15 protein-coding genes are annotated in these 19,156 nt (G+C 63.7%); 6 read left to right on the top strand and 9 right to left on the bottom strand.

Going from position 1 to position 19,156, the window contains the following annotated elements; all coding sequences use genetic code 11:
• Window positions 1-38: 38 nt before the first annotated feature.
• On the bottom strand, window positions 39-1,424 hold the full coding sequence (locus ACFWIX_RS08450) for a protoporphyrinogen/coproporphyrinogen oxidase (protein WP_377215677.1): 1,386 nt from the start codon (window positions 1,422-1,424) through the stop codon (window positions 39-41).
• A 296-nt stretch (window positions 1,425-1,720) separates the two neighbouring features.
• On the opposite strand from ACFWIX_RS08450, the gene ACFWIX_RS08445 reads away from it, so the two are divergent.
• Complete coding sequence (locus ACFWIX_RS08445) at window positions 1,721-2,497, top strand: FadR/GntR family transcriptional regulator (protein ID WP_377215676.1); 777 nt, start codon at window positions 1,721-1,723, stop codon at window positions 2,495-2,497.
• A 1-nt stretch (window position 2,498) separates the two neighbouring features.
• Complete coding sequence (locus ACFWIX_RS08440; protein WP_377215675.1) at window positions 2,499-3,218, top strand: cache domain-containing protein; 720 nt, start codon at window positions 2,499-2,501, stop codon at window positions 3,216-3,218.
• 181 nt (window positions 3,219-3,399) lie between these two features.
• Here the strand turns inward: ACFWIX_RS08440 and ACFWIX_RS08435 are convergent, their stop codons facing one another.
• From ACFWIX_RS08435 to ACFWIX_RS08420, 4 genes are all read right to left on the bottom strand, one after another.
• A complete protein-coding gene (locus ACFWIX_RS08435) occupies window positions 3,400-3,828 on the bottom strand; it encodes a universal stress protein (protein WP_377215674.1) in 429 nt (142 codons plus the stop codon).
• A 173-nt stretch (window positions 3,829-4,001) separates the two neighbouring features.
• Window positions 4,002-6,524 (bottom strand): FAD-dependent oxidoreductase, encoded by a 2,523-nt coding sequence (locus ACFWIX_RS08430; protein ID WP_377215673.1) that lies wholly within the window; start codon window positions 6,522-6,524, stop codon window positions 4,002-4,004.
• Between the two features lie 284 nt (window positions 6,525-6,808).
• Window positions 6,809-8,167, bottom strand: coding sequence for a flavin monoamine oxidase family protein (locus tag ACFWIX_RS08425; RefSeq protein ID WP_377215672.1), 1,359 nt, complete (start codon window positions 8,165-8,167; stop codon window positions 6,809-6,811).
• A 91-nt stretch (window positions 8,168-8,258) separates the two neighbouring features.
• The gene (locus ACFWIX_RS08420) at window positions 8,259-9,149 is read right to left on the bottom strand and encodes a LysR family transcriptional regulator (RefSeq protein ID WP_377215671.1); all 891 of its coding nucleotides are present in this window, start codon (window positions 9,147-9,149) and stop codon (window positions 8,259-8,261) included.
• 120 nt (window positions 9,150-9,269) lie between these two features.
• Between ACFWIX_RS08420 and ACFWIX_RS08415 the strand changes: the two genes are divergently transcribed.
• From ACFWIX_RS08415 to ACFWIX_RS08405, 3 genes are all read left to right on the top strand, one after another.
• Complete coding sequence (locus tag ACFWIX_RS08415; RefSeq protein WP_377215670.1) at window positions 9,270-10,421, top strand: FAD-dependent oxidoreductase; 1,152 nt, start codon at window positions 9,270-9,272, stop codon at window positions 10,419-10,421.
• Window positions 10,421-11,665 (top strand): allantoate amidohydrolase, encoded by a 1,245-nt coding sequence (locus ACFWIX_RS08410; RefSeq protein WP_377215669.1) that lies wholly within the window; start codon window positions 10,421-10,423, stop codon window positions 11,663-11,665. The genes ACFWIX_RS08415 and ACFWIX_RS08410 overlap by 1 nt, the downstream gene beginning before the upstream one ends.
• A 181-nt stretch (window positions 11,666-11,846) precedes the next feature.
• Window positions 11,847-14,564, top strand: a complete 2,718-nt coding sequence (locus tag ACFWIX_RS08405; RefSeq protein WP_377215668.1) for an aminotransferase class I/II-fold pyridoxal phosphate-dependent enzyme — start codon at window positions 11,847-11,849, stop codon at window positions 14,562-14,564.
• A gap of 78 nt (window positions 14,565-14,642) precedes the next feature.
• On the opposite strand, the gene ACFWIX_RS08400 is transcribed toward ACFWIX_RS08405, so the two are convergent.
• From ACFWIX_RS08400 to ACFWIX_RS08385, 4 genes are all read right to left on the bottom strand, one after another.
• The gene (locus ACFWIX_RS08400; protein WP_377215667.1) at window positions 14,643-15,509 is read right to left on the bottom strand and encodes a substrate-binding periplasmic protein; all 867 of its coding nucleotides are present in this window, start codon (window positions 15,507-15,509) and stop codon (window positions 14,643-14,645) included.
• 85 nt (window positions 15,510-15,594) lie between these two features.
• Window positions 15,595-16,227, bottom strand: coding sequence for an amino acid ABC transporter permease (locus ACFWIX_RS08395; protein WP_377215666.1), 633 nt, complete (start codon window positions 16,225-16,227; stop codon window positions 15,595-15,597).
• Between the two features lie 29 nt (window positions 16,228-16,256).
• A complete protein-coding gene (locus tag ACFWIX_RS08390; protein ID WP_377215665.1) occupies window positions 16,257-16,904 on the bottom strand; it encodes an amino acid ABC transporter permease in 648 nt (215 codons plus the stop codon).
• A gap of 7 nt (window positions 16,905-16,911) precedes the next feature.
• Window positions 16,912-17,703 (bottom strand): amino acid ABC transporter ATP-binding protein, encoded by a 792-nt coding sequence (locus ACFWIX_RS08385; protein ID WP_377215664.1) that lies wholly within the window; start codon window positions 17,701-17,703, stop codon window positions 16,912-16,914.
• 537 nt (window positions 17,704-18,240) lie between these two features.
• Here ACFWIX_RS08385 and ACFWIX_RS08380 point away from each other — a divergent pair.
• Window positions 18,241-19,152 carry a proline dehydrogenase family protein gene (locus ACFWIX_RS08380; protein WP_377215663.1) on the top strand — a complete coding sequence of 304 codons (912 nt, stop codon included), beginning with the start codon at window positions 18,241-18,243 and terminating at the stop codon, window positions 19,150-19,152.
• The last annotated feature ends 4 nt before the right edge of the window (window positions 19,153-19,156 follow it).

The following is a 19,156-nucleotide window of genomic DNA, read 5'->3' as shown; positions in this document are numbered from 1 at the left end:
CTTCTGAGTACTGGGGGCGGTGGTTCAGGGTTGGTTGGTCAGGCGACGATGGAGAGGCCGGAGGCCGGCGGTGCCTGGCGCTGGGTGGCGAGCCGGCTGGCGGCCTCCTGCGCAGCGGAGAACCCGGTGGTGATGGAGCTCTCGGTGTAGAGGGTGCCAAGGTAGTCGCCGGCCAGGAAGACGCGGTCGCTGCCGCGCATGAGCGTGGACTGAATCTTGGCCCGCCCGGGGAAGCAGTACGGGGAAGCATTCTTCCAGCGGTCGATCTTGGCCTCGACGACGCTGTCGGCAAAGCCGTGGCCGAGGATCTGGTCAAGGTCGGTGAGGTGGGTCTTGATGACTTCCTCCTCGCTCTTCTCCAGCAGGGCCCGGCCAAGGCTTGCGGGAGAGAAGGTCATGAAGCTGCCGCCGGGCTTCCGCATGGACTCGGTGCCCCGGACGATGCTGGCCTGGTTCAACGCAATCGCGAAGGAACGCTTGGGCGCCGCGATGGCGTAGATGTCGTCCCAGGGCCGGGCAGAGGTCTCATTGGTCAGGAACGCGGTGCTGACGTGGGGCCCGTACTTAATCTGGCTCAGGGCGCCGCGGAGTTCCTCCGGCAGGTCCACGCCCACCTTGTGCGAGACGTCGGCTGTGGTAGCCAGCACCACGGTGCGGGCCTCCACCTCGCGGTCCACGCCATCCTGGCGGTAACGGACCACGACGGAGTCCTTCTTGTGCACTACCTCGTGGACTGCGGCTTCGAGCTGGATACGGTCGCCCAGTGCAGCGGCGATTGATTCCGTGAGGGTGGACGGGCCGCCCACGATGCCCTGGCTGAGCCCCTGTCCGAAACCAAGAACCAGGCTGAAGTAGCCGATGCCTGCGCCTGCCGAGATTTCGTCCATATCTCCGGCGGACCGGGTGACAGTTGTCTTGAACAGCGCGGCCGCGTCCTCCGAGAGGTTTCCAATGAAGTCCTGGAAGGAGGTGTCGTTCGCGAAGTCGTAGATGCGCTGCTGCCGCATGGCACCGGACTCCCCCGGACGCTTGCGGACTACGCCGGTGTACTTGGCGACTCCACTGACCACCTTCATGCCGGCCTTGAGCGTATCGATGCGCGAAGAAATCGACATCGGGATCCGGAAAGGGTAGGTCGCGATGTGTCCCTTCTTGATGAACTTTCCGTTCATGGACAAGGCCTGCAGCGATCCTGGGATCTGGACGGCCATGACCCCCACCTCACTCAGCAAGGCATCCGTGGAGGAGCCGGCACCGGCGAAGACATGCCCGCCCCAGTTCAGCCAGTAATCACCCCGGCGTTCTGAACGGATTCGTCCACCAACCCGGCTGCCGGACTCCAGGACCACCGTGTCCCAGTGCCGTAACCGCCATGCTGCTGAAAGGCCGGCGAGTCCAGCACCGACGATGGCTACATCTTTCATGAGTTTGAACTTCCTTTTCAGGGACCAATGCCCCGGTCACTGCAGATCAGCAGCGGTAGAGGTGACGGATCAAAATGACGCGTTGGTGTCCGGCAAGGACATCAAGACCATCCGGAGGCCAAGTCCTGCAAGGAGCCTCATGTGCCTGGCGTCACAAATTAAAGATACATCATTGTATGATTAATGCAATAGGTAACCCCGTAGGGAGTCCAAGTAGAAATGTGTAAAGCTTTAAGGAAATAGTTGCGTTTCTGGTCGTCGGCAGGCTTGGTCCATGACATTTAGGGAAGGGTCCAATGGAGAGCGCGGCAGTTTCATCGCGGGCCCTGGATCTGCTGCTGCTGTTGCGGGGAAGTGAACCGGACGGCTTGGGCCGCGCTGATCAAGTGTCGTATCAGATCGAGACGGCGATCCTGATGGGAATCCTGACCGAAGGCGACAGGCTCCCCACCGAATCCGCCCTTGCCTCTGAGCTTGGTATCTCCCCCATCACCCTGCGCCAGTCCCTTGCCGCGCTCCGGACCAAGGGCTTGATCGAAACCAGCCGCGGCCGCAGCGGCGGCAGCGTCATCCGACGGCAGATCGAACTCACAGACTCGGAACTGCGGCACAAATTACGAGACACCAGCACCGAAGCCCTGCGGGATCTCGGAGACCTGAGAATAGCGGTCGCGTCGATGTCCGCCCGACTGGCCGCCGCCCGCGCCGACCGGCAGAACGTCCAGGATCTGGAGGATTTGGCGCGACGCCACCGCGAAACCACCGACGAAAGAGCACGTCGGCGGGTGGACAGCAGGTTCCACGTGGCCATCAGCGTTGGCGCACAATCCAGTCGGCTGACCTCAGTAACCCTGCAACTGGAGGCCGAACTGATGACACTCTGGTGGGGCGCTCCCGCCGACGCCGGCCGCGAGGACATCGCGGTGGACCAACACCGGGCGATCGTACAGGCAATCCGCGCCCGGGATGACGACGCGGCAGCCAGCGCCGCCGAACAGCACAGCCGCAGCGACATGGAATTTCTCATTGAGCAGCATCTGCGGTTAACGATGCAGCCCGACGAAGGAGCCTGACATGGAGCACCTCACAGAAATCCTTGAGCGGACCGCCGAGGCTCTTTCCACCAGCATCAACTCGGTTTTCACAGATCTGGAACAGATCGGTAGGGCCGTCTCGTCGGCCGCGGACGCGGCTGCCCAGACTCCCCGCCGCAGCGACTTTCTGTTCCTGAAGCAGGAACTCGCCAGCTTCATTAAGCTGCATTCCGAACTCATTGTCGGCGCCGGAATCGCCTACGCCCCGGGGAGCTTGCCGCAGGCACCGAACTGGCTGGAATGGTGGCGGGCGCAGCCCAAGGGAGAGCCAAAGTTCGTCACCCACGACCTCAACCCGGAATCACTGAATTACTACGACTACACAACACGGGAGTGGTTTACGCTCCCCTCCTCCACCGGGCAGCCGGTGGCGGTGGGACCCTATGTCGATTTTGGCGGAATTAACTCCAGCATCATCACGCTGTGCGTCCCTGCCCCCACTGCCCAGGGGACACACATCCTCGGATGCGATCTTCCACTGGCAACGCTTGAAGGCATCTTCCTGCGGGCGCTACAAATCCGTCATCCCGTGGTCGTCCTCATGGGACCTAACGGCAGAGTTATTTCCTCCAACCACGCCACCATTGCAACAGGCACACTGTTGCCGCCGCAGGACGCAGCGCGGGCCGCTGTCGCAGTCGACGTCGCTGCGGGCAATCCCCGCCGTCTCCCATGGAAGCTAATAGGCCTCGACCGGTAGGCATGCCTGTCCCCGAAGCCCATACGGCCGCAGAGCCGCCGGTTTGTTACGGCTGAATCGGACACCGTCAGCACGTAAAGAGCGACAAAGCCTTCGAGGACCACGGGTTCCCGAAGGCTTTGTCGCTCTTATTGCCAGCTCGAACCTGCCAAGGGCCATCTAAGCGGGCTATCTGAAGCTGCTAGTCAGCTTCGTAGGTGTTGGCTATGTAAACATCGCAGGGTGCATTATGCGCCACGCTGTTGGCTACGCTGCCCAGCACGCGTCCAATGCCTTGCATTCTGCGGTTGCCCACAACGATAACGCGGGCCTCCTTGCGGATAGCTTCCCGGATAAGGGCATCTGCCGGCCGCCCTGAAGCTGCGGAGTAGGTGATCTTGATGTCCCCGCCCAGGGTGTCTGCCACGGTTTTGGCAACGTGTTCGGCCTTGTCGGCGTCGGATACGAGCCATTTGTCGCTACCGGTTCCGAATAGCTCCGACCGGTCACCGTCAAACGCCGACACCACGTGGAGAGTTGCGCCAAGGGCGGCGGCAAGGTCCCTGGCTGACTCCGCTGCTTTTCTGGCCGTCGCACTGCCGTCAACACCTACAACAATGATTCCACTCATGTGTGTATGCTCCTTTGCTTTGGTTGAAGCAGGGTTCGGATATACGCTGCCTCGCGTCCTTCGTTGTATTGCTTTAGCCCTATATCCTCAGGGCTCCTGCGCGTTCGCGCAGTCATCGAGAGCTTGAAAATTCGGCAAAACGACGGGCCCGGGTCGCCTCCCGGCGGGGAAGTTTAGACGGCTGCGGGAAGGCGGTCACCCACCGTCGCAGCGCCACCCGCTGCCATGTCTGTAGCAACCATTGCCAGGGAAGGGGCTGCTGCGGGCGCGCGGTCGATAGTGGCGGCCCACCGCTCGCCCAGGTGGGAAATCTCGACGGCGGCGCCCGCCACTGCAATTTCAGGGTCTACCCATGCAAAAGCGAGGAAGTAGCCTGTGGCGGGTTCCTCCGCCGAGCTGCTCACGTAACCGGCTACTTTGCCGTCCTTTGACACCGGCTCGCCCGGCACGACGGCGTGAAGATTGCTGTCCATCCGAAGCCGCACCAGGATCCGATGGCCGGGCCGGGCAGCCTTACCGCCGGCAGCCGCGGAGAGCCCCGCCTCGGCAGCGTTGTCCTGCGGGCCGTAGTCGGTACCAAAAGCGGGGATGCCGTTGGCAATTGCAAGGGCAATAACGGCTTCATCACCCACCGGGGCGATCCCGTGGCCTGCCCCGGCTTCCAGGAGGAGGTCCCAAAGGTACAGGCCATGCTCGGTGGCGGCGTACAGTGTCCAGCCGCCAATACCGGTGGTTGTTTCCTCAACGGCACGGACCGGGACGCCGCCAATATCGAGCACCGGCGCCTGCGAGGATCCAACCGCGGGCAGGGCGCCGCGTGTCACTGAGGCAAGGACCGCAGCGGCCTTTGGCCCGATCAGCGCCAGGCCGGTAGTGGCAGAGGAGATATCGGAGACTGAGACAGAGTAGGGCGTTTCCCGCCGGAAGTGCCAGATGTCCTCGGGACTGCTGCCCACAATCAGGTAGGCGTCCTTCGCCGTCCGCACCAGAGTCACGTCCGCGGCAATACCTCCCGAGGGGCTCGCCACCAGCACGGGGGTCCACTCGTTGACCTGGAGGAAAGTGCCCGCGCCGGTGATGTCCTGCAGGTGCTGAGCCGCGCCGGCACCCCTTACCTCGAACACGCTGGCCGCTCCCCTGTCGGCCAGACCGACGCCGCCGGCGGCCTTGCGAGCCTCTGCCGAGATGCTGGGTGACCAGCCGTAGGTGCCCCAGGCGTCCCGGGCCACGGACGGCGCGGATCCGTCCGGGGAGCCATACCAACGTGGCCGCTCCCAGCCGCACTGGGCTGAGCCGAACTCAGCTTTCAATGCTTCCTGGCGGGCATAGTACGGGGTGGTTGCGAACTTGCGCAGGGTATTGCTCTGCTTTCGCGGATGGGCGATGTCGTAGACCTCGTCATAATTTTCGCCGGCTTTTGCAAGGCTGACGGTCCTGGTCAGGTGGGACTGGTCGAAACGGCGGAAGTCAAGACCGGTGGTGTCCACTCCGGGGTCGCCAGTAACAATCCAGTCGGCCAGGACGCCGGCGACGCCTGCGGATTGGGTCAGCCAGACAGACTCACCCAGCCACAGCCCGCGGATACCCGGGACCTCGCCCAGGAGAGGATTGCCGTCGGGGGTGAAGGAGAAGATGCCGTTGTAGCCGTCGTCGGGCTCGCACGCATTCGTGTCCGGGAACAGGTGCCGGAGCGCTTTCCAGCCGTCCTGCAGATCGGGCCAAGTGAGCGGGTGGATGGCCGGTTCTACGCGGGTCTGGGCGAACTCTTCGGGGGAGGCGATCTCCTCCTGTTCCACGGTGATGACGCGGTGTTCGTAGCTGCCCCACAGGAGCCGCTCGCCGTACTGGCGGAAGTAGGAGCCGGTTGCCTGGTGCCGCACCATGGGCAGGCTGACCTCCTCCTCCTCACTGGAGCCGACAAGCGACGGGACAGCACTCGTTGAGGAGGAGCAGTGCTCCATCGGCACCATGGGCAGTTCCAGACCAAGCATTTTGCCAAGACCCGGGCCCCACAGGCCGGCGCATACGACAACGACATCGGCCTCGAGCACGGTCGTCCCCTCGGGCAACCGCTCACCCTTGGAAGGGTTGCCTCGCACGGGCGGCGTGGCGCGGACGTCGACGCCGGTGACCTGGCCGGCCTCGATCCGGAAGCCCGTCACCTGCGTGTGGCCGTAGAACTTTGCGCCGTTTGAGATGGCGCGGCGCGCCTGCCACTCGACGGCGCGGACGGCCTTAACGACGCCATCCGTCGGCGTGTGCAAACCGCCCAGCACAACGGACGCGTCCAAACCGGGGAAAAGTTCAGCGCACTCCTCCGGCGCGACCAGTCTCGCCGGGACGCCCCACGACTGGGCAAGGTTGTGCCGGCGGTGCAGGTACTCCAACCGTTCCTCATCGCAGGCCAGTTCCAGGCCACCCACCCGTTTGAGGATCCACTGCCCGTCCAGCGTCAGCCCGTCCAGCTTGTCCAACGTCCTTCGTGCGAGCTCCGTCATGACCGGAGAACCGGTGGTCTGGAAAGCGAAGCCGGGTGCATGGGAGCTGGAACCGCCAGTCCGGTACAGCGGCCCCTGGTCCACCACAGTCACCGACGTCATACCCTGGCGGGTAAGGTCATCGGCCAGAGCGGCACCGACCACCCCGGCGCCAATGATGAGGATGCGGGTGTCTGCGTCAATTCGGGCGGAGGCCACGTTATCTCCCTTGCGGTCAGAGACGTCCACGTCTCGTAATGGAAATTGTCAGGTCGGTTCCGGGGTCGCAGTGACACCCTTTCCGGCCAAGCAATGATGGGACATGCTGAGGCTGCAGCGTCCCGAAAGCTGTCGGCTGAATCACACTATAGATGAGATATGTGATCACGACCAGTCCCACGGGCCGCTTGTTGCGTCACACCTGGAAAGTTGCAGAAAGGCGGTAGGGCAGCCTCCTTTCGAAGACTGCCCTACAAGCGGGTGGTTGCTACGGACTCTGCCGGCTAGATCAAGGCCGGTTCTTCAGATGCTCCCGCCACAACTCCTCCTGCAAATTCTTTCCGCAGGAGCAGCGCCACCCTCCCGGCTTCTTGGTACGCGCCGTGGGAACCGGCTGTTTCTGAGGTGTAGTCTCCGGCGAAATGAAGGTTTCCAACGCTGCGCTGGAGTTCGGGCAACGCTTCATTGCGCTTGGGGGACAGTACGGAGAAGCAGTGCTGCCAGGTTTCAGCCACGGCTCCCACAATCCTGCCCCGAAGCTCGGGGGCAACGTGCAGGAAGTCCTCCACCCACTCCTGGATCTGTCGCTCGTCGGTTTCGATCCCGGGGAGGAAGCCTGCGGAGTTCCCGTAGCAGGTGAATCTGGCAATGCCATCGCCGGGAACGGCGCCCGGCTGCGGATTGATGATGCAGTCGAACTTTCGTCCCACGGTGGAGACGAAGGACCATTCTCCAAATTCCGGCAGGCCCCTGATGTTCGCGGCGATGCTCACTGTGGTGCTGCCCGGAGTCTCAGCTGTCTGCAGGGCATCACGTTTCCAGCCCGGCAGGCCGCTGCATAGGGCAGGAACCTGCGGCGCCGGAACTGTCATCACCACGTGCCGGGCGAGCAGCACGCGCTCCCGCCCGTGGTCGTCGACCGTTACCTGCAGAAGCCCGCCCTCCTGAACCACGGACCGGACACGCACCCCGGTTTGAACCGTCGTCGCGTGCCCCAAATTTCCTGCCAGCGCGTACGGGAGAGCCTGCATCCCGTGCACGGGGTACAGCCGGTTGTTTTGTTCGTGGGCAATGTAGCTGGCAAGGTACCGCAGGGCGTACTTGGCTGAGAGCTGGGCGGCATCGCCTACGGATCCGCCGCGGACGGCGGCTTCGATGACACTCCGGGCCGGCTGGGGAAGACCGTCGAGTCTGGCAGCGACCGTTTCCTGTTCCAGGCCGGCGGCCTTGTCCGTAATGGCGCCGTTCGACACTGTCTCCCGGTATTCGCCGACGAGCCCGTCCATAAAAGCCACCAGTGCAGTCTTCGACTCCTCGGGCAGCGGCAACTGGCTGACAACGCCGAGGGTAGACGGCGCAACGGATGTGACACCGTCAATATGCACGCCATACGTTGTCGGGTGAAACGGTGCGGTTTCCAGCCCAAGTTCCCGGGCAAGGGCCTCGGCGCGGGTCCCCTGATAGATAAACATTGCACCGGTGTTGACGGCTGCACCAGCAAGCTGAACGCTTCGCGTCCGGCCGCCGACCTCCTCTTCGGCTTCCAACACCCGGATCCTAAGGTCGAGGTCGCGGAGGTCGTATGCGACGGTCAGGCCGGCGGGACCTGCTCCAACCACAACAATGTCTGATATTTCGCTCATGCCTGGCGCAACTTTCTGCTGGTGCTTGCGGGCGCGCGGCACATTGGTACCGCGGAAGTAAGTCCGCTCAGGCTACGTCTGGGATGTGTGATCACACAATAGATCCGGGGGAAATTTCCCCTCGGAGGCAACGCACAAATTCACCAGCTGCCGGCGACACGGATAAGGGCCGCGCCACATGGAGTTCCGTCTGGGGCCGGCCGGCCAGACGGCGCGTGGTCACGCCGGGCATCTGGAACCGCTCCACGGATTCGGGCAGCACGGACATGCCCAGCCCGGCGGCCACCAGGCCAAGGACCGTTTCCTGGTGGATGGCCTGCTGCACGACGGCGGGGGGCACCGCGAGCGGCTCGAACAGCCGCAGGACCCGGGACACGAAGCCAGGCATCAGACGGTACGGGAAAAGGATCATGGGCTCGCCCTCGAGGTCCTCCGGCCGGACCTCTTCCTGCCCGGCAAGGAGGTGGTTTTCCGGAAGGACAACCACCAGGTCCTCGGTGCTGAGCAGTTCGAGGTGGAGGCCGGGCACATCGCCCGGGTCGCGGACCAGACCGACATCGAGCTCGCCGTCGAGCAGCTGTTCGATCTGTTCGCCGCTGGTGAGCGGGTGCAGCACCAGGTCCACCCGTGGCCGGTGCTGGCGGAAGGCGCGGATCGCCTCGGGGACGGCGGTGTAGCTCGCGGAGCTGACGAAGCCCACCTTGATCCTGCCGCTCTTGCCCGCCGCGACGTCGGCAACATCACCGGCGGCGCTGTCCAGATCGGTGACCGCGGCGGAGACGCGATCCCTGAACGCCTGGCCGGCCGGCGTCAGGGTGACGCGGCGGGTGGTGCGGTCGAAAAGCTGCACGTCGAGCTCGCGTTCCAGGCCCTTGATTGCGACGGTCAGGGGCGGCTGGGTGATGTGCAGGCGTTCGGCCGCCCTGCCGAAGTGCAGCTCGTCAGCGACGACGAGGAAGTACCGCAGCTGCCGGAGCTCCATGTGGATTCTTTCGTTTGACGCGAATAATTGCTAGTCAAATGATATTGGACCTAGGGCGTTTGTGGGTGCGTAACTGGATACAAGAAAGTCACTCACCACCAAGAAGCACAAGGAGCGATCATGGATTCGATCGAGTACGCCGTCGTCGGCGCCGGGCTGTCCGGAGCAGCCACCGCCTGGCACCTCGCCGCCCGCGGCCACGGCGTTGCCCTGCTGGAACGCACCACCCCCGCCAACGACGCCGGAAGTTCCCACGGCTCCGCCCGGATCTTCCGCTACGCCTACCCCGAGGAGTTCTACACCCGCCTGGTCCAGGAGGCCAAGGCCGGCTGGGACGAGCTGGCACGCCTCAGCGGCAAGCAGCTCATCACCCCCACCGGGGCCGTGGACTACGGCGCCATCCGCCAGCCCGAGCGCCTGGCGGCAGTGCTGGACGCCCGCGGCATCGACCACGAACTCCTCACCCCCGCCGAAGCAGGCCGCCGCTGGCCGCAGATCGCCTTCGACACCCCCGTGCTGTGGCACCCGGACGCCGGCGTGATCGACGCCCACGAGTCCGTCGCCGCCATGGTGGACCAGGCAGTCACTAATGGCGCGGCGCTGCACACCAACTGGGCCGTCGCCTCCATCACCGGCTCAGCCGGCGCCTACGTCCTGACCTCCGAGGACGGCCGGACCCTGCGCGCCGCGAACGTCATTGTCGCCGCCGGCGGCTGGCTGCCCCAGCTGCTCGGGTCGCTGGCGCTGCCGTCATCCTTCCTGGCTGGCATGCCGCCCATCGACGTCCGCCAGGAACAGGCCTACCACTTCCCCTATGTGGACGGTACAGACCCCTCAACGTGGCCCACGTTCATCCACAAGCGCGAGGGCTGGCAGGCCTACGGACTTCCCGGCGGCCGCGACGCCGGCTTCCGCGGTCAAAAGGTCGCCGAATACAATGGCGGCAAAATCCTGCCCTCCGCCGCCGACCAGGACGGCAGGATCAGTGCCGACAACCGCCGGCGGGTCATCGACTACGTCGCGCAATACCTCCCCGGGCTGGTGCCCGAACCCTACGCCGAAACCACCTGCCTGTTCACCAACACCCCCACGGAAGACTTCATCCTGGACAGGGCGGACGGCATCACCATCCTCTCCCCCTGCTCCGGCCACGGCGCCAAATTCGCCCCGCTGATCGGGCAACTTGCGGCAGACCTCGCCACAGGGGCAGGACCCGTCCCCGATCAGTTCCGGCTCGCAGCCCAGGCCCACGGTGCAGCGGCGGCCCACTGATGACCAGCACTAACACCACCCGTCCGGCCCCGGCTGCCACTGTTACGGGGCTGATGTCTGAAATCGCACAGGTGGGGACTGACTCGCTCCGAGGCGGGTACACCCGCCCGGTGTACTCCACCGCGGAACTGGACCTGCGCGCCTGGTTCGTCGAGCAGGCCGAAAAACGCGGCCTGTCCGTGGAAACCGACCGCAACGGCGCCATCTGGGCCTGGTGGGACATCCCCGGCGGGGACCGCAGCAACAGCCTGGTCACCGGCAGCCACCTCGACTCCGTCCCCGGCGGCGGGCCCTTCGACGGCCCGCTCGGCGTCGCTTCCGCCCTGGTCGCCGTCGACATCCTCAAAGCCCGGATGGCCACCCCGCCGCGCCCGCTCGCCCTCGTCGTGTTCCCGGAGGAGGAAGGCTCCCGCTTCGGCGTCGCCTGCCTCGGCTCCCGGCTCATGACCGGCGCCATCGACCCGGACAAAGCCCGGAACCTGCGCGACCCCGACGGCTCAACCTTCGCCGACGTCGCACGCGCCAACGGGCTGGACCCCCGCCACGTCGGCAAGGACGAACAACTCCTGGGCCAGATCGGCGCCTTCGTGGAACTGCACGTCGAACAGGGCCGCGGACTGATCGACCTGGACCAGCCTGTGGCCATCGGCTCGTCCATCCTCGGTCACGGACGCTGGCGCCTGAGCGTCCACGGCCAGGGCAACCACGCCGGCACCACCCTCATGGCCGACCGGCACGACCCCATGGTCGCAGCCTCCCGGATGGTCGTCGCCGTGCGGGACATTGCCCGGAAACAGTCTCACGCCCGTGCCACCGTCGGCAGGCTCCAGCCAGTCCCCGGCGGAACCAACGTCATCGCCTCCCGCGTGGACTTCTGGCTGGACGTCCGCCACCCCAACGACGCCGTCACCGCCGCCCTGGTGGAAAGCATCCACCTCCAGGCCCGGGTCATCGCCGCCGAGGAAGGCTGCCGCGTGGAACTCCGCGAAGAATCGCTCAGCCCCACCGTCCACTTCGACCCCGCACTCCAGAAGGACCTCCAGCTCGCACTGCCGGACGCGCCCGTCCTGGACACCGGGGCAGGGCACGACGCCGGAGTGCTGGCAGCCCACGTCCCCACCGCCATGGTCTTCGTCCGCAACCCCAGCGGGGTATCCCACTCCCCCGAAGAACACGTGGAGGACGAGGACGCCGAAACAGGCGCCCAAACCTTGACGGACGCCCTCCACGGGCTCATGGCCTAACGACATATATCCTGCACCCGCGCCGTTTGACGGCGCGGGTGCTTTCCTGTGGCCGGAAGGCTACCAACAACTCCCCTGCACGACAGAAAAATCACGGACTCCGAGCGCCGCACGGTCGACGGAGACACCGCTGTCAAAGACGACAGCGGCACAGGAGTTCTTCGAAGAAAAGGACAAACACGTGAATCCGGCCGCATCAGACCTTTACGCCGTGGATGGCGCCAGTGACGCTGCCACCTCCAATGTGTGGCGAACGCGCGAGGACCTCTGGGAGTACCTCACCCATACTGCGGAGAAGATTGGTAGTGACCTTTCTGCAGAGACGAACCTGCGGCTTACCAGGGACATCATCGATGTCCTTGACCGTTTGGCACTGGTGGAGGGCCACTGGGCACATCCCGGGCTCGCCGCCGTCGATGAACTTAGGGCCTTCGCCATTGCCGGCGATGTCGCAGGCCTAAGCGAGGCAGTGGAACGGATCAAGCACCGCCGTCGCCTGCCCGCGCCGGCGGCGGGAGTAGCGCTTTCCGAAGGGGAAGCCGGATCAAACGGCAGACCCCGGTTCGAAGTCCTGCTGGTGGACGACTGCACGGCGGCTGACGGAGCAGCATTCGTCCATGAGATGCTGCGGCAGCGCCGCCCTCAGGATCCTTTCGTGTACGAGATCAACATCGTCCCCAGCTACGAGGACGCCGTGGCCGCCCTGTTGCTCAATACGGACATCCAGGCCTGTGTCATCCGGCCGGGTTTCAAAACCCGCTCGCGCCGTCCGCTGGAGCAGGACATCCGCGATTTCCTTGCTGCCAGCGCCACACGGGACCTCCAAAATGGGCGGGTGCTCGACCCTGCGAGGCCTATTCAGCGGATTCTTCGGCTTGCCGAGAAGGCAGCCGAGTTGCGCCCAAGCCTTGACTTGTATTTGGTGGCAGGGGTGTCCATCGAAAAGCTGGGCGGCTCCCTCACCAGTCGTTTCAGCAGAATTTTTCTCCGGGCGGACAGCCTGGAACTTCACCTGTCCATCCTCCGCGGCATAGGTGAACGGTATGAGACTCCCTTCTTCACCGCGATCCAGAACCACAGCCGACGGCCGGGAGGGGTTTTTCACGCTTTACCGGTGTCCCGGGGCGGTTCGGTCTCCAACTCCAAGTGGATCAAGGACATGGAGGAGTTTTACGGACTGAATCTGCTGCTCGCTGAAACCTCTGCCACCTCCGGGGGGCTGGACTCGCTCCTGGATCCGCACGGCTCCATCCGGGAGGCCCAGCGCCTGGCGGCTCGGGCGTTTGGTGCACGACAAACGTTTTTCGTCACCAACGGCACGTCCACCGCCAACAAAATCGTCCATCAGGCCATGCTGGCTCCCGGCGATGTGGTCCTGGTTGACCGGAACTGCCACAAGTCCCATCATTATGCTCTGCTGTTGGCGGGGGCCAAAGTGGCCTACCTTGAGGCGTACCCGATGAACGAGTTCTCCTTGTACGGGGGCGTCCCCCTTTCATCCATCAAAAAGATGCTGCTGGACTACCGCGCGGCCGGGCGGCTTCATGAGGTCAAGATGTTGGCGTTGACCAACTGCACCTTCGACGGGATCGTCTACGACGTCGAGCGCGTGATGGAAGAATGTCTGGCCATCAAGCCGGACCTTATCTTCCTGTGGGATGAGGCCTGGTTTGCCTTTGCCGGATTTCACCCGATCTACCGGCGCCGCACGGCCATGGCGGCCACTCAGGCGCTGGAAGAACGCTTCCGCAGTTCGGCGGCCCAGGAGAAGTTCGCGGCGCAGGCCGTGGCACTCTTTGAAGCCGAAACCGGCAACCCGAAGGATGATGACGTCTGGCTCAGGACCCGGTTGGTCCCCGACCCCCAAAAGGCCAGGCTTCGGGTCTATGCCACACAGTCCACCCACAAGACCCTCACGTCGCTGCGCCAAGGTTCGATGATTCACGTCTACGACCAGGACTTTGCAGGGCTCAGCGAGGAGGCGTTCCGGGAGGCGTACATGACGCACACCTCCACCTCCCCCAACTACCAAATCCTCGCGTCGCTGGATGTCGGGCGGCGGCAGGCCGAGCTGGAAGGGTGCGAACTGGTGCAGAAGCAGGCGGATCTGGCCACCAGTGTGGCCAGTGCAATCGACCAGCATCCCTTGCTGCGGAAGTACTTCCGCATCCTGAACACCTCTGACCTGATTCCCCAGGAGTTCCGTTCAACCGTGTCGCCGATGCCGCTTATGGACGGGTTGGCGGCAATGGACGCGTCCTGGCACAACGACGAGTTCGTTGTGGACCCCAGCCGCCTGACAATGTATATCGGCGCCACCGGAGTAGATGGCGACACCTTCAGGCATCACTACCTGATGGATGGCCATGGGATCCAGGTTAATAAGACCTCTCGAAACAGCGTCCTGTTCATGACCAACATCGGCACTTCGAGAAGTTCCGTGGCATACCTGATCGAGGTGCTGGTCAAGCTGGCCGAGGCCTTCGAATCTGCGGCGGAAACCCGGAGCCCGCGGGCGAAAATGGCACACAGCCTGATGGTCTCCCGGCTCACCAAGGGGGCACCGCCGTTGCCGGACTTCAGCAGCTTCGCCACCCGGTTCCGGACCGACGACGTGCTGCCGGACGGCTGTATCAGGACCGCCTACTTCGAGACCTACAAGCCTGACGCCTGCGAGTACCTCACGGACCACGGCGTACGGCAACGGATAAAGGAAGGACAGGAAGTGGTCTCGGCAGCATTCGTTACGCCATACCCGCCAGGATTTCCTGTCCTCGTTCCCGGGCAGCTTATCTCGGCCAACGTTCTGGATTTCATGGCGGCGCTGGATACCCGGGAGATTCACGGCTACGACAAGGACCACGGCTACCGGGTGCTGCGGCCCGGGAAAACCGGCTAACAGGCAGGTAAAAACGAAGGGGCGGCTGGATCAAATCCAGCCGCCCCTTCATTTTATTTTATTCTGTCCGGCCGCGGGTCAAAGCATGCTCGGTGCGCCCGGCTCGCCGACGGCGGGATCCAGTCCGTACTTCTCGAGGATCTTCTTGATGGTTCCGTCTTCACGGAGCTTCTCGATGTCTTCATCCAAGGCCTTGCCAAGCGCCTCATTGTCGAGGCTGGAGGGCAGCATGACCTGGCCGACCGCGGCGAACTCGGGAACGTTCGGGTTCGGAGTCACGTCAATTACCTGGGCGCCTTCAATGGGGGCATCCTCGAACCGGCCCTTGGCGGACGCGGCTGAGGCAACAATGGCATCGATGCGCCCTGCCTTAAGGTCGCCGTAGATGGACTCGTCGTCCTGGTATATCTTGAAGTTGTCGCCCAGCCACTTCTGCAGGCTGTTGTTGTAAAGGTTGCCGGCCACCGAACCGACCACTTTGCCTTCCAGCTCGTCGCTCTTGATGCCCTTGGTGGAGATGATTGCCTGGGGATCGTTCCACAGCGGCGTGCTCATGTAGACGATCTTTGACCGTTCCTTGGTGCGCAGCCAGCTGCCCGATCCGATGTCGACGCGCTTGGACTGTACGTTCGGGATGACAGCTCCGGCGCCGCCGGAGGTGCTGACCGTGAGCTTGAGGCATTCCATCTTGGCGATCTCGTTGATCAGGTCGCCCTCCAGGCCGGTGACGTTATCGCCCTCCACTTTCGTGGCGGGGTAGTAGTCGTAGCTGGCCACTGTGAGCTCACCCTCGGTGACGGTCTGGAGGCCCTCGTGTGCCGGGGTACAGTCGGCGGCGGTGCCGGCGTTGTCGGTGCCGCCGCAGGCGGTAAGGGAGATGGCAAGCAGGCCGGCGGCGGTGCCGGCTGAAAGCGTGCGCATCAGGATGCGGGAATTCCTGGTCATGATTATTCCTTTGCTGTGATGGTAGGGCCGGCCGCCACAGAGTTAGTGGGACGGGCAGCCCGGGTGGGTGGAGTGAAGCGTAGGTTCAGTTGCGTTGCAGGTGGCGGCCGAGGCGCTGTTCAAGCACACGAACGGCGCCGAGGAAGATGAGAGTGAGGGTTCCGTAGATCACTGCGGTGAGGGTGTAGACGCTGAGGTATTCGAAGGTGATGGAGCCGATCTCGAAGGCTTTGGACATCAGTTCGGGGACGGCGATCACGAATGCCAGTGCGCTGCCCTGGAAGACGAGGACGGCGAGGCCTGCCAGGGGCGGGGTGGAGATCCGAAGGGCCTGGGGCAGGATGATGAGCCGGAACCCCGTCCAGCCGCGAAGCCCGGAGGTCAGGGCTGCTTCTTTCTGGCCCAGGGGGACGGCGGCGATCCCGGCGCGGAAGTATTCGGAGGCGTAGGCTCCGGTGTTCCAGGACAGGGCAATGATCGCAGTGGTCATCGATGTCAGGGTGATCCCGGCGTCGGGGAGGCTGAAATACAGCAGGTAGAGCAGCACCAGTGCCGGCAGGCCGCGGCCGATCTCAACGAAGAAGAATGAGATCCACTGCAGGGGGACGAGTTTCGAGGCTGCCATCACGGCGAACAGCAGGCCGAGCGGGAAGCCGAAGAACAGTGCCAGTCCTGTGAGCTGGAGGCTGATCATCAGGCCCGGGACCAGGTTTGGCATCCATCCGAGCCATTGGGTGAATACATCCATCACGCCACTCCGATCTTTTTGCGCAGCGTCAGGTCGATCCGTCTGGCGACGACGGCGACGATGAGGCTGATCACGATGTACAGGGCACCGGCAACCACGAACGAGAGCAGGCCCTCGTGCGTTTGCTTCGCAGCCTGCTGGGCGTAGTAGGTGATCTCACGGACGCCGATGGTGGAGGCCAGAGCAGAGTCCTTCAGCAGGCCGATGCCGTACGTGGCGATCGCAGGCAAGGCGACCCGGAAGGCCTGCGGGGTGATGATGTGCCCGACGGTGGTGAACGTGCTCAGGCCGAGGGCGTGGGCGGCTTCGCGCTGGCCCTCGGGGATGCTGAGCAGCCCGGAGCGGTAGATTTCGGCCATGAATGCCGAGGCGATGATGGAGAACCCGATGATCGCGGCCTGGATCGTGGTCAGGCGAAGCGAGTACTGGGGCAGGCCGAAGTAGATCAGGAACAGCCACGTGATGGGCGGAATGACCCGAATCACGTTGATGTACAAGGTGGCGGCGCCGCGGACGATCGCGAAGGGCGAGCGGGCAGCCCCGACGAGCACCAGGCCGATGATGCCTCCGAAGAGGAGAGAGGCGCCGGTGACGTAGAGCGTGAGGCCGACGCCCCGGGCTATAGCGGGCAGGAGTTCTGCAATCATCGGATGCTCACCTGTCCAGGACTGCTTTGAGGAACTGGCGGGTGCGTTCGTTCTGGGGGTCCGACATGACCTGTTCGCTCGGGCCGATTTCCAGGACGCCGCCGTTGCCCATCACCATGATGCGGTCCGAAACGTCCCGTGCGAAGTGCATTTCGTGGGTGACCACGAGCATGGTCATGCCCTCGTCGGCGAGATCGCGCATGACCGCGAGGACCTCCAGACCAATCTCGGGATCCAAAGCAGACGTGGGTTCGTCGAAGAGCATGACTTTCGGCGAAAGAGCCAGCGCACGGGCGATGGCGATGCGCTGCTGCTGCCCTCCCGAGAGGCGGGCGGGATAGGCCTTTGCCTTGTCAGGCAGCCCGACCCGCTTCAACAACTTTTCAGCAACTTCCTGCGCCTGCTCCTTGCTCGCACCCAGGACTTTGCGCTGCGGCAACGTGATGTTCTCCATCACGGTCAGGTGCGGGAAAAGGTTGAAGCTCTGGAAGACCATGCCGGTGACGCGCCGCAGGTGGTCAAGGCTGGCCTTGTCCGGGAGCTTGCCGCCGGCCACAACGCGGGCCCCACCGATTTCGATGGTGCCCTCTGTGGGGGTCTCAAGGTAGTTGAGGCATCGAAGGAACGTGCTCTTGCCCGCCCCCGACGGGCCGATGATCGAGACGACCTCGCCTTCGTTCATCGCCAGATTCACGTCCGACAACACACGGCTCGCGCCGTAACTCTTACCAAGCCCAGATACTACGACCTCACCCGAAAGGGCGGTCGCGGGAGCTTTCGTGCCAAAACTTAGGCCCATTTTCGTTTTCCTTCAGGTAGCGGACTCATAAAACCTGAAATGGGTCCGCGCAAGGGTGGATGATCTGCAAGGGCCGGGCTGAAGCCCGGCGCCTGAACAAGCTGAGGGATACTCCCTCAGAACGTTGCATCGGCCCTTGGAGGAGCCGGAGCGTTTGTGGCTGACGTCACAAGGCCACTGTAATGTGTGATCACATATCAGGTCAATGGGTTGGTGTAACACGGTCGTAAATTCATTCCGACCGCGCAGAATCCAGCCGAACGGCTAGTCCGTCTCAGGCCCGGTGCAGTAGAAGCAGCCGTCGGCGCACACATCATCCTCGTCGGCAGGGGCGATGGTCGTGGTCATCGTGCTCATGGGGCGATCCTTTCGATGGAAGGAAGAAATTTCTTCCTCTCCGCTTGTGTGATTTGTGATCACAATATAGTGTGGTGTACACAACACTCGCAAGGGGGTTGGGTAAAAAGATCGCCGGACCTAATCCAGGGGACGGCCGGGAACCGCGGTTAGCCCGCGGCGACTTTTAGGAAGTACACAATGCCGAACAGACTGCTCCTGCATGTTGCAGAGAACAAGAAGCTTGAAGCCATTGCCACGCGCAACCGGCTGACCCGCCCCATCGTGGACCGGTATGTAGCAGGCCGCGGGCTCGATGAAGCCTGGACCGCCACCAAGGCTCTCAATGCGGCCGGCATCGATGTGAGCCTTGACCTGCTGGGCGAATCCGTCCACCACCTGGCTCAGTCGAAGGCCGCCACCCAGGAGTACCAGGGGGCCATCGAAAAGATTCAGGAACATGCTCCCGGCTCCACCGTGTCGGTCAAGCTGTCCCAGCTCGGAATCATGATTGACCCCCAGGAGTGTGCCAATAACCTGAAAACCCTCCTCGATGCCGCCGATAAGCACGGGGCAACGGTGGAGGTGGACATGGAACACAGCTCCGTGGGCAGGGAGACCCTGGCCATCTTCAAGAGCATCCTGCCGGACCACCCCCAAACCCGCGTCGCTATCCAGGCGAACATGCGCCAGACCCCCGGAGACCTGCTGTCCTTTACGGACATCAAGCCCCGTATCCGGCTGGTCAAGGGTGCCTTCGACGAATCCTCCTCGGCGGCCCTCACGGATGTCGGCGAGGTGACGGAGCAGTACAAGTACCTGTCGCGCTGGGCGCTGCAGCACCTGCCGGACCCGGCGTTTGGAACCCACGATGACACTTGCATCGATGTCATCAAGGAAACCGCGGCGCAGCTTGGGCTGGGAAAGCGGGATTTTGAGTTCCAGATGCTTTACGGCGTCCGCAGGAAGCTTCAGGATGAACTGGTGCGCGACGGTTACCGCGTCCGTGTTTACCTTCCCTACGGAACGCAGTGGTATCCCTACCTCATGCGGCGCATGGCGGAGAAGCCGGCAAACCTCCTGCTCTTCCTCCGCTCCCTCATTGGCGGATGAGTCA

The organism is Pseudarthrobacter sp. NPDC058362 (genome assembly GCF_042723515.1).
In the GTDB taxonomy this organism is placed as follows: domain Bacteria; phylum Actinomycetota; class Actinomycetes; order Actinomycetales; family Micrococcaceae; genus Arthrobacter.
The sequence above is the reverse complement of the archived record's forward strand: the minus strand, read 5'-3'. Positions and strand labels throughout refer to the sequence as shown.